The organism is Endozoicomonas sp. ALC013 (assembly GCF_049310205.1).
Classification (GTDB): Bacteria; Pseudomonadota; Gammaproteobacteria; order Pseudomonadales; family Endozoicomonadaceae; genus Endozoicomonas.
Window position 1 is genome coordinate 70,931 of the sequence record NZ_JBLYNS010000003.1, and the last position, 14,814, is coordinate 85,744.

Annotated in this window: 15 protein-coding genes; 5 read left to right on the forward strand and 10 right to left on the reverse strand. The window is 50.1% G+C overall.

Features of this window, described 5'->3' with window-relative positions:
• The first annotated feature begins 277 nt into the window (after positions 1–277).
• On the forward strand, positions 278–817 hold the full coding sequence (locus ACO6V1_RS01410; protein WP_422461392.1) for a pilin: 540 nt from the start codon (positions 278–280) through the stop codon (positions 815–817).
• Positions 818–1,020: 203 nt separating this feature from the next.
• On the opposite strand, the gene ACO6V1_RS01415 is transcribed toward ACO6V1_RS01410, so the two are convergent.
• The 4 genes from ACO6V1_RS01415 to ACO6V1_RS01430 form a co-directional block, all read right to left on the reverse strand.
• Positions 1,021–2,730, reverse strand: coding sequence for a DNA ligase LigA-related protein (locus ACO6V1_RS01415; RefSeq protein WP_422465501.1), 1,710 nt, complete (start codon positions 2,728–2,730; stop codon positions 1,021–1,023).
• A gap of 68 nt (positions 2,731–2,798) precedes the next feature.
• Complete coding sequence (gene galE / locus ACO6V1_RS01420) at positions 2,799–3,818, reverse strand: UDP-glucose 4-epimerase GalE (RefSeq protein ID WP_422465503.1); 1,020 nt, start codon at positions 3,816–3,818, stop codon at positions 2,799–2,801.
• 32 nt (positions 3,819–3,850) lie between these two features.
• Positions 3,851–4,747: a carboxylating nicotinate-nucleotide diphosphorylase gene (gene nadC / locus ACO6V1_RS01425; protein WP_422465505.1), complete on the reverse strand. Its 897-nt coding sequence runs from the start codon at positions 4,745–4,747 to the stop codon at positions 3,851–3,853.
• 37 nt (positions 4,748–4,784) lie between these two features.
• Complete coding sequence (locus ACO6V1_RS01430; protein WP_422465507.1) at positions 4,785–5,735, reverse strand: ketopantoate reductase family protein; 951 nt, start codon at positions 5,733–5,735, stop codon at positions 4,785–4,787.
• A 111-nt stretch (positions 5,736–5,846) separates the two neighbouring features.
• Here ACO6V1_RS01430 and ACO6V1_RS01435 point away from each other — a divergent pair, with 111 nt between their 5' ends.
• The 3 genes from ACO6V1_RS01435 (at position 5,847) to ACO6V1_RS01445 (ending at position 8,430) form a co-directional block, all read left to right on the forward strand.
• Positions 5,847–6,062 (forward strand): dodecin, encoded by a 216-nt coding sequence (locus ACO6V1_RS01435; protein WP_101748417.1) that lies wholly within the window; start codon positions 5,847–5,849, stop codon positions 6,060–6,062.
• Between the two features lie 142 nt (positions 6,063–6,204).
• The gene (locus tag ACO6V1_RS01440) at positions 6,205–6,690 is read left to right on the forward strand and encodes a YajQ family cyclic di-GMP-binding protein (RefSeq protein ID WP_101748418.1); all 486 of its coding nucleotides are present in this window, start codon (positions 6,205–6,207) and stop codon (positions 6,688–6,690) included.
• Positions 6,691–6,843: 153 nt separating this feature from the next.
• On the forward strand, positions 6,844–8,430 hold the full coding sequence (locus ACO6V1_RS01445; RefSeq protein ID WP_422461382.1) for an AmpG family muropeptide MFS transporter: 1,587 nt from the start codon (positions 6,844–6,846) through the stop codon (positions 8,428–8,430).
• A gap of 48 nt (positions 8,431–8,478) precedes the next feature.
• Here the strand turns inward: ACO6V1_RS01445 and ACO6V1_RS01450 are convergent, their stop codons facing one another.
• Entirely contained in the window at positions 8,479–8,697 is a 219-nt protein-coding gene (locus tag ACO6V1_RS01450; RefSeq protein WP_422450104.1) for a hypothetical protein, read from the reverse strand.
• Between the two features lie 4 nt (positions 8,698–8,701).
• Positions 8,702–9,016, reverse strand: coding sequence for an MGMT family protein (locus tag ACO6V1_RS01455; protein WP_209201560.1), 315 nt, complete (start codon positions 9,014–9,016; stop codon positions 8,702–8,704).
• 269 nt (positions 9,017–9,285) lie between these two features.
• Here ACO6V1_RS01455 and ACO6V1_RS01460 point away from each other — a divergent pair, with 269 nt between their 5' ends.
• Positions 9,286–10,221 (forward strand): DUF481 domain-containing protein, encoded by a 936-nt coding sequence (locus tag ACO6V1_RS01460; RefSeq protein WP_422465509.1) that lies wholly within the window; start codon positions 9,286–9,288, stop codon positions 10,219–10,221.
• Here ACO6V1_RS01460 and ACO6V1_RS01465 read toward each other — a convergent pair.
• The 4 genes from ACO6V1_RS01465 to ACO6V1_RS01480 form a co-directional block, all read right to left on the reverse strand.
• A complete protein-coding gene (locus tag ACO6V1_RS01465) occupies positions 10,209–10,505 on the reverse strand; it encodes a hypothetical protein (protein WP_422450106.1) in 297 nt (98 codons plus the stop codon). The two genes, ACO6V1_RS01460 and ACO6V1_RS01465, sit on opposite strands and share 13 nt — an antisense overlap.
• A gap of 223 nt (positions 10,506–10,728) precedes the next feature.
• Positions 10,729–11,022 (reverse strand): GDCCVxC domain-containing (seleno)protein, encoded by a 294-nt coding sequence (locus tag ACO6V1_RS01470; RefSeq protein WP_101748424.1) that lies wholly within the window; start codon positions 11,020–11,022, stop codon positions 10,729–10,731.
• Positions 11,023–11,334: 312 nt separating this feature from the next.
• Positions 11,335–13,425, reverse strand: coding sequence for a phosphate acetyltransferase (gene pta, locus ACO6V1_RS01475; RefSeq protein ID WP_422450108.1), 2,091 nt, complete (start codon positions 13,423–13,425; stop codon positions 11,335–11,337).
• 84 nt (positions 13,426–13,509) lie between these two features.
• Complete coding sequence (locus tag ACO6V1_RS01480) at positions 13,510–14,700, reverse strand: acetate kinase (protein ID WP_422465512.1); 1,191 nt, start codon at positions 14,698–14,700, stop codon at positions 13,510–13,512.
• Between the last annotated feature and the right edge of the window lie 114 nt (positions 14,701–14,814).

The following is a 14,814-nucleotide window of genomic DNA, read 5'->3' on the forward strand; positions in this document are numbered from 1 at the left end:
GAATGGCAAAAAAAAGTAGCTGATCTGTCAAAAGAAGCATGGCTGGGATTACTGCACGATAAGCGGTATGGATGGTTTCACTCTATAAAAAGCCGTGTTTAGTGGTTTTATTATTCTAATCAACGGGATATGTCGTATTTATGGTGAATTTGCCCTGTCGGCAAAACGACCTGCAGGGTTTTGCTGCCACCGGGTTTGTGAGTAGGTAGCCCTGCACCATTACTGCACTTAACTATCCTGTTTAAAGGGCTGCAGGACGGTGCCGACAGATTGAGCAATGGACTTCAGCGCGCTGTCAAAAAACTCATTGGTCGAGGAAAAAATTATGAAAACAAGGATGTCGGAAATCCGTAAGATGTCGGGTTTTACCCTGATTGAATTGATGATCGTTGTGGCGATCATTGGTATTTTGGCATCGGTAGCGATTCCACAGTATCAAGCGTATACCAGGAACTCAACGGCTCAGGCAGCACTGAGCGAAGTGAAAGCATTTCAGACAGCTGTAGCGATTTGCGCACAGACAGCTACCATTCAATCCTGTCAACCTGGAGCTGCTGGTAGCGGTGTACCCTCGGTGGATGGCACCAGAGTGTCCACTGGTAAATATATAAACAATACTTATGCAGAGCTGATAGTGACGCCAGGGAGTTCATTTGATGAACAAACTCTGATTTTCCAGTCGGATGCTACCGGTGGTAACTGGAAGATGTCTTGCCAAAATGGTGGAGATACAACGGCAAATAATCTTTGTGCTACGGATGCCGTTGCGAAGTCCAAGCAATGGAGCGGTAAATCTGACGGTACTTTTGGAGAATAACGCTTGCCTCGTTGCTTCGTTCCCACGCTCTGCGTGGGAATGCCAACCGCAAACACCGGTAGCTCCCGCTCTCAAACAAGCCCCAAGGCTTGAAAGCAATTCAACACAAACTCTATAAAAACAACGGCTGAACATTCGGCCAGCATTGGTATGCATTCCCACGCAGAGCATAGTAATGAGACTCTTGGGGGGATACTGTGCTTTTACCCGGTTTCCCGACTACCAAGCTTATCCAGAAACTCAATCAACTCTCTAACTTGCTTCCTGTTCACATAGTCCTGTAAATCTTCCATCCGTTTACTGCCAATCGTTGGGCACTTATCTGAAATCTGCCGGGATAACAATCCTCGTAAATCCGTTATACACCCAGCCAACTCGCGGGCATTGCTTTTCCCGATGCCTGGAATACTCAGCGCACGGATCTGTTGCTCCAGGCTTTTCGGCCGTCGAATGGATTCGAAATATTGCTGGATATCCTGCGGATGCACCCCTGCCGATTGCAGTGAATGGGGTGTCAGCTGCAGAATGTCCACCATTGTCTGGATTGTTCCCGTTTGAACCCATTGATGAATAGCTGGCTTGCTGATAGCTGCAATATCAAGCCCCTGCTTACCGGTTAGCCATATCAGGCGAGCGACAAACTGTTGTTCACAACCCGGTGTCATAGAGAGGCAGGTAAAAGGCGTATAGCGGCTTGTATCCGGGAGTTTCGGGCTTACCCTGTTTGCCGGACGAAACAACACCTTACCAAAGACCGTTATGGCACTCCCTTTGAGCTTGATACTGATTTGATCCCCCACGGCAATCGCTTTCTTTTCCAGATTCTGAACAGTGCCCAGTGAAAGGGTTGAGAGGGTTCTGTTTTTGAATAGTACGGGCTTAATATGAACCACGGGTGTGATATTGCCGGTTCGCCCAATGGTAAATTCAATCGCCTCCACTTTTGATGTGGTGGTTGCTGGTGGAAACTTCCATGCCATGGCCCAGGCTGGTGTATCACCTGTCCAGCCCAGCTGCTTTTTGAAAGTTTTGCTGTCGGCCTTAATCACAATTCCATCCATTAAAAATACGGGTTTTTTGATGGTTGCGTAATGCTCAAGGCGCTGTTTGATTTCAGGGTAGGATGTTGTTTTGTGGGTATGCTCCAGGGTCAGAGGAAAGCCCATGCCCGCTAAAGCGGTTATTGACTGTAAACCGCTATTAAACGGGCTGTTTACCCACTGCCATGGGAAAAAATCAAAGGCTTTTACGGCTTCTGTGTCTGGATCAGACCGATTGAGCTGACCGGCAACCAGGTGTCGGGCACTGGCATACGGCTTAAGAATTAATGGAGAAATAATATCAAGCCGTGCGAATAGCTCTCCATGAAGAATGAGTTGGTTTATTTCATCATTAACCAGTGTTTTTGGGATCAGTGGCATCTGCCGGATATGATTTAGGATATCGACTCCAGCTTCGCCATTTCCCCGGGTGGAAGCTTGAATTAACAGCCCGTTTTTATAGACCAGCTCAACCGCAACGCCATCAATCTTCGGCTGTACCAAAACACCACTGTCAGCTATTCGCTGTAAAAAGCGTTTTACTTCTTCTGCAGACTGCGCTTTCTTCAAGCTGCCCATTGGAGCCTGATGGTGAATTGTGTATTTATTGTGAGGAGTTTGGTTAAGGGATTTCTCTGTTGCAATGGAAGGGAAGCACGCTTGCCAGTATTTCAGCCTGGCAAGCAAGTCGTCGTATTCACCATCGCTGATAATCGGGGCGTTCTGGTTGAAGTACAGTTCATCATGGTAAGCCACTTCATCCGATAGACTGCTGATCTGCTCAGTGGCTTCTCCCTGATCCCACTGTGGGCAGTCATCTGCCCACGCTGGTAGAAGAAAGATTATCCACAGGAGCGATATTGTTTTTTTCATGCTTCGATTAAAGCATGAAAAGGCGAGTGGTACCCCTTCTTTTAGCTTTTCAGCAGCCCCAAAGCTGGTTAACTGTGATAACCGTTTGGATTCGCCGACTGCCAGCGCCAGCTATCAGACACCATATCTTCCAACCCTTTTTCCGCTTTCCAGCCCAGTTCACTCAAGGCTTTGTCCGGATTGGCATAACAGGCGGCAATATCACCGGAGCGTCTCGGGGCGATCTGGTAAGGGACTGGCTGTCGTGATGCCTGTTCAAAAGCGGTGACCATTTCCAGCACGCTGTAGCCTTTACCAACCCCCAGGTTCCAGGCATGGATTCCCTCAGTTTTCTGCAGCTTTTCGATAGCACGCACGTGGCCAATAGCGAGGTCAACCACATGGATATAGTCCCTGACTCCGGTTCCGTCGTGGGTTGGGTAGTCGTTACCGAAGACACTGAGCTTGTCCAGCTTGCCAATGGCAACCTGAGAGATATAAGGCATCAGGTTGTTGGGAATATCATTCGGGTCTTCACCGATTCTACCGGAAGGGTGAGCACCAACCGGGTTAAAGTAGCGCAGCAAGGCAATTCGCCAGCTATTGTCCGACACCTGAAGGTCCTGAAGGATTTCTTCTATCATCAACTTCGAACGACCATAAGGGTTGGTGGCCGAGGTCGGGAAGTCCTCGCTGATGGGGAGGCTGGCAGGGTCGCCATACACCGTGGCAGAAGAGCTGAACACCAGGGTTTTGACCTTGGCCTGGTTCATGGCTTCCAGCAACACCAGTGTTCCATGCACATTGTTATCGTAGTAAGCCAGGGGCATGGAGACGGATTCGCCAACGGCTTTCAGACCGGCAAAATGAATAACAGAGGATATCTCATGGTTGCTGAACAGTGAGTGCAACAGCTCATGGTCGCGAATATCCCCTTTGACAAACTCCAGTGTCTTACCAGTGATCTCCTGAACCCGCTTCAGAGATTCCTGACTGCTGTTACTGAGGTTATCCAGAACAATGATGTCATAACCATCGTTGAGCAGTTCGACGCAAGTGTGGCTGCCAATATAGCCAGCGCCCCCGGTTACCAGAATTTTTTTGTTCATAGTGTTGTTGCTCAAGGCTGCCTCCGTGTGTTTTAAAGCTGCTCGATGATCCGCATGGACAGATCCACAGACTGGCAGTCTTTGGTTAGTGTGCCAATAGAGATAAAGTCGACTCCGGTTTCGGCAATGGGCACCAGCGTTTGATCATTAATACCACCGGAGGCTTCCAGTTTCGGCGCTTTTCCGGAGAGTTCCCGGTTCAACCGGACGGTTTCGGCCAGCTGGGCCAGCGGGAAGTTATCGAGCATGATGATATCGGCTCCAGCCTCTCGGGCAATATTGAATTCTTCCATGCTTTCCACTTCGATCTCTACCGGTTTGCCGGGGGCGATTTCGTGAGCTTTGCCGACCGCTTGAGCAATGCCGCCACAGGCGGCAATATGATTTTCCTTAATTAAAAAGGCATCAAAGAGTCCGATTCGGTGGTTGTGGCAGCCTCCGGCAGCGACGGCGTATTTCTGGGCAACCCGCAGGCCCGGCAGGGTCTTGCGGGTATCCAGCAATTTGACGCTGGTATTACTGACCAGACTAGCATAGCGCTGGCAGCGGGTTGCGGTGCCAGAGAGGGTCTGCAGAAAATTCATCGCGGCCCTTTCGCCGGTCAGAAGGCTTTGGGCAGAACCTTTCAGGACTACCAGCACCCGGTTCGGCTCAACCCGTTCACCTTCATCTATATGCCATTCCAGCTGGACATTGGGATCAATCTGGCGGAAGACCTCGTCAAACCAGGGGCGTCCACAGATGATGGCATGGTTTCGACAGATAATTCTGGCGACAGATTGTTGGATTTTTGGAATCAGGGATGCCGTAATGTCTCCGGAACCTATATCTTCAGCCAATGCCTGACGAACATTGGTTTCTACGGCACCGTGAAGCTGGTCTCGCACAACCGGGCTCAGGTTTTCAGGCAGTGTATAGGATACTTTCATGGTCATTCCGGAGGTTACTGGTGTTCTTTGGCGAGGATTATATACATAAAGGAGAAGCCGTTGCAGGCTGGCCTGTTTTGACGCCGACAGCGCTGAGCCGATCCATCAGTTGGTGATGGCCGTTGACGGTGACTCCCAGGGAATTGGCCTGTTGGATCAGAAAATCGTTGATATAGGCAAGTTCCGTGGCTCTTCCCTTACGTGCGTCCTGGCAGGTTGATGATAGATTGCTGGCAGTGATCTGGCAGACACCGTACACGCTGTCTTTAAGTGCGGTGGCTGGAATCCCCAGCGCCTCCAGAACCTCGCTGGTCTCAATAATTAATTGATTCAGCCAGACCTGCTTTTCACCATTATCCAGCAGCTCGCCATTACGGCAGTCGAACAATGCCGTGAGGCCGTTGATACAACTGTTAATGGCCAGCTTTTCCCATAACTTCTGCTCAATGAAATCGCAGTGGTTGACCTTTAATCTGAAATTGTCGCAAAGCTCATGAAAGCCCTGTTCGGATCGTTGCTGATTGCGGAGAAGGCCAATCCAGGTCTGACCCTGGCCAGCGTGATGTACCTCAAAAGGGGCTGACAGATAAGCTCCATCGGTACTGGAGCCTGCCCAAATCGATTGTGTTGGTAAAGCGTCCCTGATGGTCTGCTGGCTCCCCATGCCATTTTGCAGCAACAGTATTTGGCAGTTATCCGCCAGATGTGGCTTTACGCTGTTCAGTGCAGACAGTGAGTCCTGCGCCTTGGTGCAGACAATCAGACGGTTGATGGTGCTGTCGATGGTTTCTGGCGAGACGATATCGACAGCAAATCGAGAGGTCTGGTCTGGCGTTGATAACTTAAGTGAAATGCGTTTCTTGTTAAATTGCTGATAACTGCTTTCTCTCAGGATCAGTCGGGGGCTTTCCCCCTTATGGAAAAGGCTGGCAGCCCAAAGGCAACCGATGCTGCCTGCGCCCAGAATATACCAGGGATCATTGTCCATTAATCTCTAAAGTCCATCAGCGAATGAAGATACGCCGAGTCTACCATTTGCTGCCTATACTCAAACAGCTGGTGTTTTACAGCTTTTCTAAACAAGAGTGGGAGATAGACAATGAGTCATACCTATAAAATGACTGAACTGGTAGGCAGCTCAACGGTCAGTAGTGATGATGCTATTCAAAATGCCATCGCCGCCGCTGGCATGACCCTGGAGCATATGGGCTGGTTTGAAGTGGTGGAGCAACGAGGCCATATCGAGGATGGCAAAATTGCCCATTGGCAGGTGACGGTAAAAATTGGCTTCAGGCTTAAGGGCAAAGATCAGTAGTTTCCGTCAAAAGGATCTGATCCTGCATATTCACCTGAACCTTGTCACTGGTGTATTGATTTTCTCCATGGTCTTTCCAATACAATCATGGATACAATAGTTGTTAATTGTTTCTTTCGATTTCTCAAGGAGATCATTCGCTATGCCTTCATTTGACATTGTCTCTGAAGTGGATATGCATGAGCTGGCCAACGCTGTTGACCAGGCAAACCGTGAACTGACTACCCGCTTTGACTTTCGGGGCGTTGCTGCCAGCTTTGAGAAAAGTGGCGAAAAACAGATCGTTATGACCACCGATGCCGACTTTCAGCTGGTTCAAATGGTAGAAATGTTGAAAACCAAGATGGTCAAACGGGGTATTGATGTTAAATGCCTTGAAGTAAAAGACCACTACGGTTCTGGCAAACAGGTCAAGCAGGAAGTGGTGGTTCGGCAGGGGCTGGAAAAGGATATTGCCAAAAAGATCGTGAAAATGATCAAGGATGCCAAGCTGAAGGTTCAGGCCGCCATCCAGGGCGATCAGGTTCGGGTGACCGGCAAGAAAAGGGACGATTTGCAGACTGTGATTGCCTTTTTGCGGGAAGCCGATCTGGACATGCCGTTGCAGTACAATAATTTCAGAGATTGATTGACTGTTTGTGACACAGAAAACCGTTTTCATTGGATGATGGAAACGGTTTTTTATTTCTCGGCTAAGCTGATATCTTCTTTTTTAAAATAGAACGTCTATTACAAGAAGCATGGCGCTGTAGAATTTCATATTTGCGATGGAGCATATTGCATGGGGCTGGCAGCAGATTCTTCGAAGAATTGGGGTGACGCTTGGAAAAGCTTTTTTAATCGTCGGGTGATTGCACTTCTTTTTCTTGGTTTTTCAGCAGGCCTGCCCATTCTGTTGATTTTCAGTAGCCTTTCCCTCTGGCTTCGTGAGGCTGGGGTAGAACGCAGTGCTGTCACTTTTTTCAGCTGGGCAGCGTTAGGTTATTCCTTCAAGTTTGTCTGGGCACCGCTGGTTGACCGCATTCCACTGCCGGTTCTGCATGATTTGCTTGGGCGTCGTCGGTCATGGTTATTGTTATCCCAGGCCTCGGTTATTGCCGCGCTGTTGTTTATGGCGGCCCATAACCCTGCTGAAGGTCTGTTCTGGATAGCCTGTGGTGCGGTAATGCTTGGCTTTTCCTCGGCCACACAGGATATCGTTATTGATGCCTATCGAATAGAAGCGGCGGATGATGACCTGCAGGCCATGATGTCCTCTGCTTACATTGCCGGGTATCGAGTGGGTATGCTGGTGGCCGGTGCTGGCACCCTGGCACTGGCCAGCTGGTTTACCATGACGGACGAAGGCAATTACGACTATCTGGCCTGGGCCTGGGCCTATCGCTGTATGGCCGTGTTTATGCTGATTGGGGTGGTTACCACTCTGATGGTTGCTGAGCCGGATGTTGATCGTACTTCCGAGTCGGTACACAGCACTGTTGATTATCTTCGCTTTCTGTTGCTCTTTGCCCTGGCGGCGACCGTATTTGTTATCTCTTTTACTCCGCTGGCTGATGCCTTTGGTGCTCTGAAAACCTTTTTGGTGGAGACCGGGCTGTCTACGCCCATCGCCGGATTTCTGGCCGGTGCCGGTCGATTTGCAGGCAGTGTGGCAGCTGCTGGGGTTACAGCCTGGTTGCTGGTGAAAGTTCATCTGGCACCCAGAGCAATGGTAAAGGAAACTTACATCGCACCTTTTGCTGACTTCTTTGAGCGTTATGGCAAAGTAGCTATCTATATATTGCTATTGGTAGGTACCTACCGTATTGCTGATATTGTTATGGGTACCATATCTAATGTGTTCTACAACGATATGGGCTACACCAAAGAGCAAATCGCTACCATTACCAAAACCTTTGGCTTGGTCATGACCATTGCCGGTGGCTTTTTGGGCGGAGTGTTAGCCATTCGCTTCGGTGTGTTGCGAATTCTCTGGGTAGGTGCATTGCTGGCGGCATTGTCGAATGTGCTGTTTGCGTTTCTGGCCAATCTTGATCCATCCAGCCTCTATTTAAGCCTGGTGATTGCGGCAGATAATCTCAGTGGTGGCATGTCGTCCGCCGCGTTTATTGCCTTTTTATCCAGCCTGACCAACCGGGCCTTTACGGCCATGCAGTACGCTATTTTCAGTTCGCTGATGACGTTGCTGCCCAAGCTGTTGGCCGGTTATTCAGGCACCTTTGTGGATTCCCTGGATTATCCGGTCTTCTTTATTGGCTCAGCGCTGCTGGGGCTGCCGGTTTTATGGTTAGTGTCGTATGTAGGGCGATTGCTGGAACGTCATGAGGCGGTAACTAAAACGTATTCTGAAGAGGGTAGCTGTTCCTGAGACAGAGAGTGTGTTGCAAAAGGCTATTCAGCCTTTTGCAACATCCTGTTAATGGGTTTCAGCCGGTGTGTCGTTTGATGAGTCCAGGAGTTCGGCAATCAGTCTCTGCCGCCAAAATTCCCGGGTTCCGTCGTTGGGTAGTTTGTTCAGTGTATCCTGACAGATGTGAACCATCGCCTTGAGAATATTTTCTTCCGGATAATTCAGGTTTTCCAGCTGGCGAATAATTTCGACGGCCAGGGCAATATCTTCCGACGCTCCATCCATGTATTTACTCTCCATGCCATTGATGCGCTTTCAGGTTGATTTTTCCGGATGAAATTGTCACTCCCTCCTGCTCCAAACGTTGTTTTTGCTGGCTGTATCGACTCGACCCATCAGGGAATGAAATCTGACCTTTGCCGTTAATAACCCGGTGCCAGGGAAGGTCGGTCCCGGCGGGCAGCTGTTTCAGGATATTGCCCACAACGCGCGCATAACCGGGGGCTCCTGCCATATCTGCCAGTTGGCCATAGGTTACCACACAGCCTTTCGGAATCCTGCTGATCAGATACCATATTTCCGAAGGGGTAAAGGGGGCGGTCAATGTTGGTTCTCCACGATACTTTCTATGATGATCGCCATGATACTCTTCATCATAAGATCGACCACAAATAATAGATGTCAGGATATTTTAAAAGTTTGGAATGGGAAAGGAAATTGTGGAGCCTGTCGTATTTATGAATTTTACAGGTGGATAACCTGTTCTGGAGAATTCCTTTTATGTTGCTCCAAAGGAGCCTTCGCTGTTTATCAAGGCTGCTGGGAATATTCTGTCTGTTTTCTATCAGTATGACATGGGCTGATACCGTCTGGATGAACAATGGCGATGTGTTGTCTGGCGACATTGTCAAGCTGGATTCTGGCAAGCTGAGTTTACAAACAAAGTATGCAGGAACTATTGAACTGGATTGGCGCTATGTCACGGCCCTGGACTCGGATAAAACATTCTGGGTCAGCCTGATTGGTGAAGAGAAGGCCAGATTGCGGCGGTTTGAAGGCCAGCAGACAGGCGTTACGGTTATTGATGAGAGTGGTCGAAAGCGCTCTTTCTCAGCAGTATGGCCGGTTGCCGCTATCCATATTGAAAAGCCGGTGATTGCCGATACCTGGGCGCTGGGAGGTAAGCTGGTGGCCACGCTGGACAGCAAATCCGGCAACGATGATGAGTTGTTGGTTGGTGTTGAAGGCAAGCTCAATATTGATGATCAGTGGAATAAAAATGCTTTTTACTGGGATATTGAAGTGGAAGATGATGACGGTATTAAAAGCTCTGAGTGGCAGGTTGGCTATTCATACAGCCGTTACCTGGATGAGCACTGGTTTGTGCAGGGAGCCGCAGAACAGGAATATGATTCGGAAGACGATCTGAGAACCCGTACATCAGTGGGTGGTGCCTTGGGCTATCGTTTTTGGGAAACCGCTGAAAGGGCGTTGAAAACCAGTGGGGGTATCAGTCAGCTCTGGGAAGACTATATTACCAATGAATCGCAGCGGGATTATGCCCTGACCTGGATCTTTAACTACCGAACACGACTCATGAATAACTGGGAATATTTTGCCAACAGCCGAACGTTCTTCCGGCTAAAACAGTCTACGACACTGGTTAATGTCAATCAGGGGTTAAACATTGGACTGACCGATCGCATTACCTGGAATCTGACGCATATTGTTGATTACGACAGTGACCCGGTGGATAAGACCAGAAATGTCGACAGCCGAATCAAAATGGGGATTGGTTACCAATGGTGAGGTCCGGAGCGCGGCAGGTGGGTGCATACTGGCAGTCGTCCTCTTGTGGGCATAAAAAACCGGGTTCTTATCAGGCAGCGCCGGAATGGGTACTGCCTTGAGGGTGGGAAAGCCGGTTTCTGTTGCTCAGGCTGCTCAGTAAGTTGCTTCTCTTCACGCTGTTCTTGTAAAGCCCGCATAGTGGTTTCCAGCCAGTTGGCTGCACGATAGAGCAGCGAGTGTCTGGTTAAATTGTCAGAGTGTTGATGTTCAAGGGGAAAAATCAGGGTTTTTCTGACTTTCATTGCTACCGGGTACTTTTTCAGAATTACTTCTGTTAATAGCGGCAGAAGGGCGTTTTGATTGATGACAGATTACGGTTTTTTTACCCTCTCGCCTTTGGCAATGTACAGGCTCCTAAGGCTCCCGGAAGTAAAGAGGTGCTGCCTATACAGTAAGCAGACACTCCAAAACCTCGGGCTGGTAAAAGACGGGATCGTCAATCGGGCATAGTACGTGATAATGGGGTCATAAACCAGAGACTGAGACGCTTTCAACCACTTCTTCACTGAGAGGCGTCATTTCAGCGTAGGCTTTTCTATCCCGTTGTGATGTCGGACAGGGTTGATTTCCGTGTGAACAGAAAACACAGCAATCACCTTCCTGTGGGGTAATCAGTTTCTGGCAGTTTCTGCATTCGTAAAGGTAAACACAGGCATCCTGAGGCATGGTTTCAACCGCATGGTGAAGACAGTCCGGGCAGGTGATGATGGACGTAGATACAAGAGTTTTTGCGCTTAAGGTATAGTTTTTACTGGACATACTCTTTCTCCTGGCACTTCTTGTGCCGTTCGTTGCATTTTTTCTCTTTGGGCATAGGATAGAGTTATCGGCCTCCGTGTTGGTTTATTGACAATGAATACGTAAAACAAGGTGCACTGTCGTTTTTTGACGAACAAACACGTAACAAAAGCACCTCTTTTCAAACTACCCTATCTGACTTTTTATAAAAAGAGCGGCATGAATCAGGCCAGTTATGATGTAAGCATAAAAGGGGAATATGACCGTTTACTGACAGCCATAAAAAAAACCGGACATTTCTGTCCGGCTTTGTATGGGAAGAATTAAACGAACTTAGTCGTTTTCAGCCTGAATCGCAGTCAGGGCAATGGTGTAAACGATATCGTCAACCAGGGCACCACGGGAAAGGTCATTAACTGGCTTGTTAAGACCCTGAAGCATTGGACCGACACTGATAACGTCTGCACTGCGTTGTACCGCTTTGTAGGTAGTATTACCTGTGTTGAGATCAGGGAAGATAAACACGGTCGCACGACCCGCGACGTTACTGCCGGGAGCTTTGCTCTGGGCTACCGACTCAACGGAGGCAGCATCGTACTGCAGAGGGCCATCGATAATCAGGTCCGGACGTTTGGCTTTAACGATTTCAGTGGCCTCGCGCACTTTCTCTACATCAGCACCGATGCCAGAGGTCCCGGTGCTGTAGCTGATCATCGCAATGCGTGGCTCAATACCGAACGCAGTGGCTGAGTCGGCGCTCTGAATGGCGATATTGGCCAGCTGTTCTGCATCCGGGTTTGGATTAACGGCACAGTCGCCGTATACCAGAACCTGGTCAGGCAGTAGCATGAAGAAGACGGAGGAAACCAGTCCGCCAGCATCTTTTTTCGTCTTGACCAGCTGGAACGCCGGACGGATGGTGTTGGCGGTGGTGTGTACTGCACCAGAAACCAGACCATCTACCTCGTTCAGAGCCAGCATCATGGTGCCGAGTACTACAGTATCTTCCAGCTGAGCTTCCGCCATCGGGGCGGTAAGGCCTTTGTTCTTGCGCAGCTCAACCATCGGGTCAACATAACGGGTGCGGATGCTCTCAGGTTCCATGATGATCAGGCCATCCGGCAGTGTGATGCCGTTGTCTTTAGCGACCTGTTCAATAACGCTGCGCTGCCCGAGAAGGATACACTGGGCGATACCACGCTCCTGACAGATAACGGCAGCCTGAATGGTGCGTGGCTCATCGCCTTCTGGCAGAACAATACGCTTATTGGCACCCAGGGCTCTCTGAACCAGTTGGTAACGGAAGGCCGGGGGGGAGAGTCTGCGCTCTGCCAGGGCAGAGCATTGTTGCTTCAGCCACTCGGTGTTCAGGTTGGCAGCGATGGTATCCATAACCAGTTCAACACGAGCAGCGTCGTCAACCGGCAATTCGTTATGGCGACGATCCAACAGGGTTGCCGTGGTGTAAGAGTCTTCCCCGGTGAGCATGACAGGAAGACCTGTACCGATGGCCTTGCTGCACAGTTCCATCACGGGTTTGGAGGGAGTGATACCGCTGGTCAGCAGAAGACCCGCCAGGGGAACACCGTTCAGGGCCGCCATGCAGGTGGCCAGAATGATGTCATCACGGTCGCCCGGAGTAATCACCAGATTACCTGGCTTCAGGTGATGAATCATATTGGTGGGCGTTCTGGCGCTCAGGGTGTAAGAAGTCACCCGACGGGTATCCATCTCACCGGCATTGATGATGTCTGCTTTCAGGTGCTCGGCAATATCCATGGTTCTTGGGGAGGCCAGGTTATTGTCAAACGGAATATAGCCCAGCGGCTGGAATGGCTTGCGGGCAAATTCTGGCAGGCTCTGGAAATGGCCGTCTTTATTCAGGCTGGCAACCACGTCCGGCGTCAGTTTATTCAGGGCATAGCCGACGACATTCGGGTTCTTGATGCCACCAAAGCTGTCGGCAGCGATTTCCAGTTTGTCGGCCAGGTCTGCCAGAGAATCATTACCGGGCTCAGACACCAGGATGATGTCGGCATTAATGGTTTTGGCAATGCTGCTGTTCAGGCGATTGGCGTAGGGCATTTCCCGGGTCGGAACCAGACCTTCTACCACCATCACGTCACAGTCCTGAGAAGCCTGTTCAAACAGGGCTACGATCTCTTCCATCAGGACATCGCCCTTGTTATCACCCAGCAGGTCTTCAGCACGGTGGGAGGTAATGGGGGTAGGCGGCTCATGGTCCATGATACGCTGGACCAGTTTGGTGGAACGCTCTGGTCCAGTGTCGCCTACATGCAACTGGGCAATGGGCTTGAAGAACTTGACCCTGAGACCGAGATTATCGAGTGCTCGAACCAGGCCCAGGGTAACGGAGGTCAGGCCAACACCATAACGTGTTGGTGCCAGGAAAAATGTACGCATATCCGGACGAATCCTTCTCATGAAATACTGATATAAAAACAGGAGGTGAAACCTCCTGTTGCTTACATCATTTAGATAACCAGTTTAGCCAGCAATCAGCGCTTCGGTATCACGGGCAATCATCAGTTCTTCATTGGTCGCGACAACCATGGCTACGGTTGAGCCGGGTTTGGTGATAACACCGCTCTTGCCACGGAAGGTCTCTTTGTTGGCTTGTTCATCAACGTCAAAGCCGAAGATGGACAGACGCTCCATGACATTCTTACGGATCGTGCTGGAGTTCTCACCGATACCGCCGGTGAAGACCAGTGCATCAATGCGGCCCAGTTCAGCGGCAAAACCAGCGAGTTTTTTGGCCAGAACGTGGCAAAAGATGTCCAGGGTGAGCTGGGCACGCTCATGACCTTCTGCTGCGGCATTTTCAAGAACACGGCAATCGTTGTCCAATCCAGACAGACCGAGCATGCCGGATTTTTTGTTCAGGAGGTCGATGATCTCGTCCAGGGAGTAGCCGCATTGCTTGTTCAGGAAGCTGAAGACGTTCGGGTCAATATCACCGGAACGAGTACCCATTACCAGCCCTTCCAGCGGCGTCAGGCCCATGGTGGTATCAACGGATTCGCCGTTTTTGATCGCACAGGCACTGGCACCGTTACCCAGGTGCGCAACCAGGATAGCACTGTTGTCCAGGTCAAGACCCAGCATGTCGGCAGCGGTTTTGCTGACATAACGGTAGCTGGTGCCGTGCATGCCATAACGACGCAGGCCGTGCTCTTCGTACAGGTTGTAAGGAACCGCGTACAGGTAGCTTTCTGCCGGCATGGTCTGGTGGAATGCTGTGTCAAATACTACGGACTGTGGCAGCTCCGGGAAGTATTTTATGCAGGCACGGATACCCAGCAGGTGAGCAGAGTTGTGCAGAGGTGCCAGGTGGCTGCAGTCTTCGATGCCCTGGATTACTTCATCAGTGATCAGGGTGGATTGGGTGAACTTCTCACCACCGTGAACAATGCGGTGACCGATGGCTTCGATGTGTTCCATCAGGTTGTTCTCACGGAGAATGCCCACCAGTGCTTCGATAGCACCTTCGTGGCCAGCAGCGCCAAGATTCAGGGTTTGCTTCTCACCGTTCAGTTTCCAGGTGATGGAGGCTTCGTTGCCCACGAGGCATTCAGCAATGCCACTGATGCTTTCCTCTTTGGTTTTCGGGTTGATGACTGCGAACTTCAGGGAAGAACTGCCACAGTTGATAACCAGAACGCTGTCTTTGCTCATAGAATCTATTACCAGTGAAAATGACCGCACAGTTTTCGAAAATGCCCGTTTAATGCTTTTAATGTAAGCGAATTGTCACGAATATCGTCAAACGCCGCGGCCGGAACCAATCAC

What these genes read in the sequence shown, in the direction of transcription:
- ACO6V1_RS01480 (WP_422465512.1), bottom strand. Translation starts at nt 14,700, where the DNA reads ATGAGCAAAGACAGCGTTCTGGTTATCAACTGTGGCAGTTCTTCCCTG.
- ACO6V1_RS01440 (WP_101748418.1), top strand. Translation starts at nt 6,205, where the DNA reads ATGCCTTCATTTGACATTGTCTCTGAAGTGGATATGCATGAGCTGGCC.
- nadC (WP_422465505.1), bottom strand. Translation starts at nt 4,747, where the DNA reads ATGAAAGTATCCTATACACTGCCTGAAAACCTGAGCCCGGTTGTGCGA.
- ACO6V1_RS01470 (WP_101748424.1), bottom strand. Translation starts at nt 11,022, where the DNA reads ATGTCCAGTAAAAACTATACCTTAAGCGCAAAAACTCTTGTATCTACG.
- ACO6V1_RS01465 (WP_422450106.1), bottom strand. Translation starts at nt 10,505, where the DNA reads ATGAAAGTCAGAAAAACCCTGATTTTTCCCCTTGAACATCAACACTCT.
- ACO6V1_RS01435 (WP_101748417.1), top strand. Translation starts at nt 5,847, where the DNA reads ATGAGTCATACCTATAAAATGACTGAACTGGTAGGCAGCTCAACGGTC.
- ACO6V1_RS01445 (WP_422461382.1), top strand. Translation starts at nt 6,844, where the DNA reads ATGGGGCTGGCAGCAGATTCTTCGAAGAATTGGGGTGACGCTTGGAAA.
- ACO6V1_RS01430 (WP_422465507.1), bottom strand. Translation starts at nt 5,735, where the DNA reads ATGGACAATGATCCCTGGTATATTCTGGGCGCAGGCAGCATCGGTTGC.
- ACO6V1_RS01415 (WP_422465501.1), bottom strand. Translation starts at nt 2,730, where the DNA reads ATGAAAAAAACAATATCGCTCCTGTGGATAATCTTTCTTCTACCAGCG.
- ACO6V1_RS01450 (WP_422450104.1), bottom strand. Translation starts at nt 8,697, where the DNA reads ATGGATGGAGCGTCGGAAGATATTGCCCTGGCCGTCGAAATTATTCGC.
- ACO6V1_RS01410 (WP_422461392.1), top strand. Translation starts at nt 278, where the DNA reads ATGGACTTCAGCGCGCTGTCAAAAAACTCATTGGTCGAGGAAAAAATT.
- pta (WP_422450108.1), bottom strand. Translation starts at nt 13,425, where the DNA reads ATGCGTACATTTTTCCTGGCACCAACACGTTATGGTGTTGGCCTGACC.
- galE (WP_422465503.1), bottom strand. Translation starts at nt 3,818, where the DNA reads ATGAACAAAAAAATTCTGGTAACCGGGGGCGCTGGCTATATTGGCAGC.
- ACO6V1_RS01460 (WP_422465509.1), top strand. Translation starts at nt 9,286, where the DNA reads ATGAACAATGGCGATGTGTTGTCTGGCGACATTGTCAAGCTGGATTCT.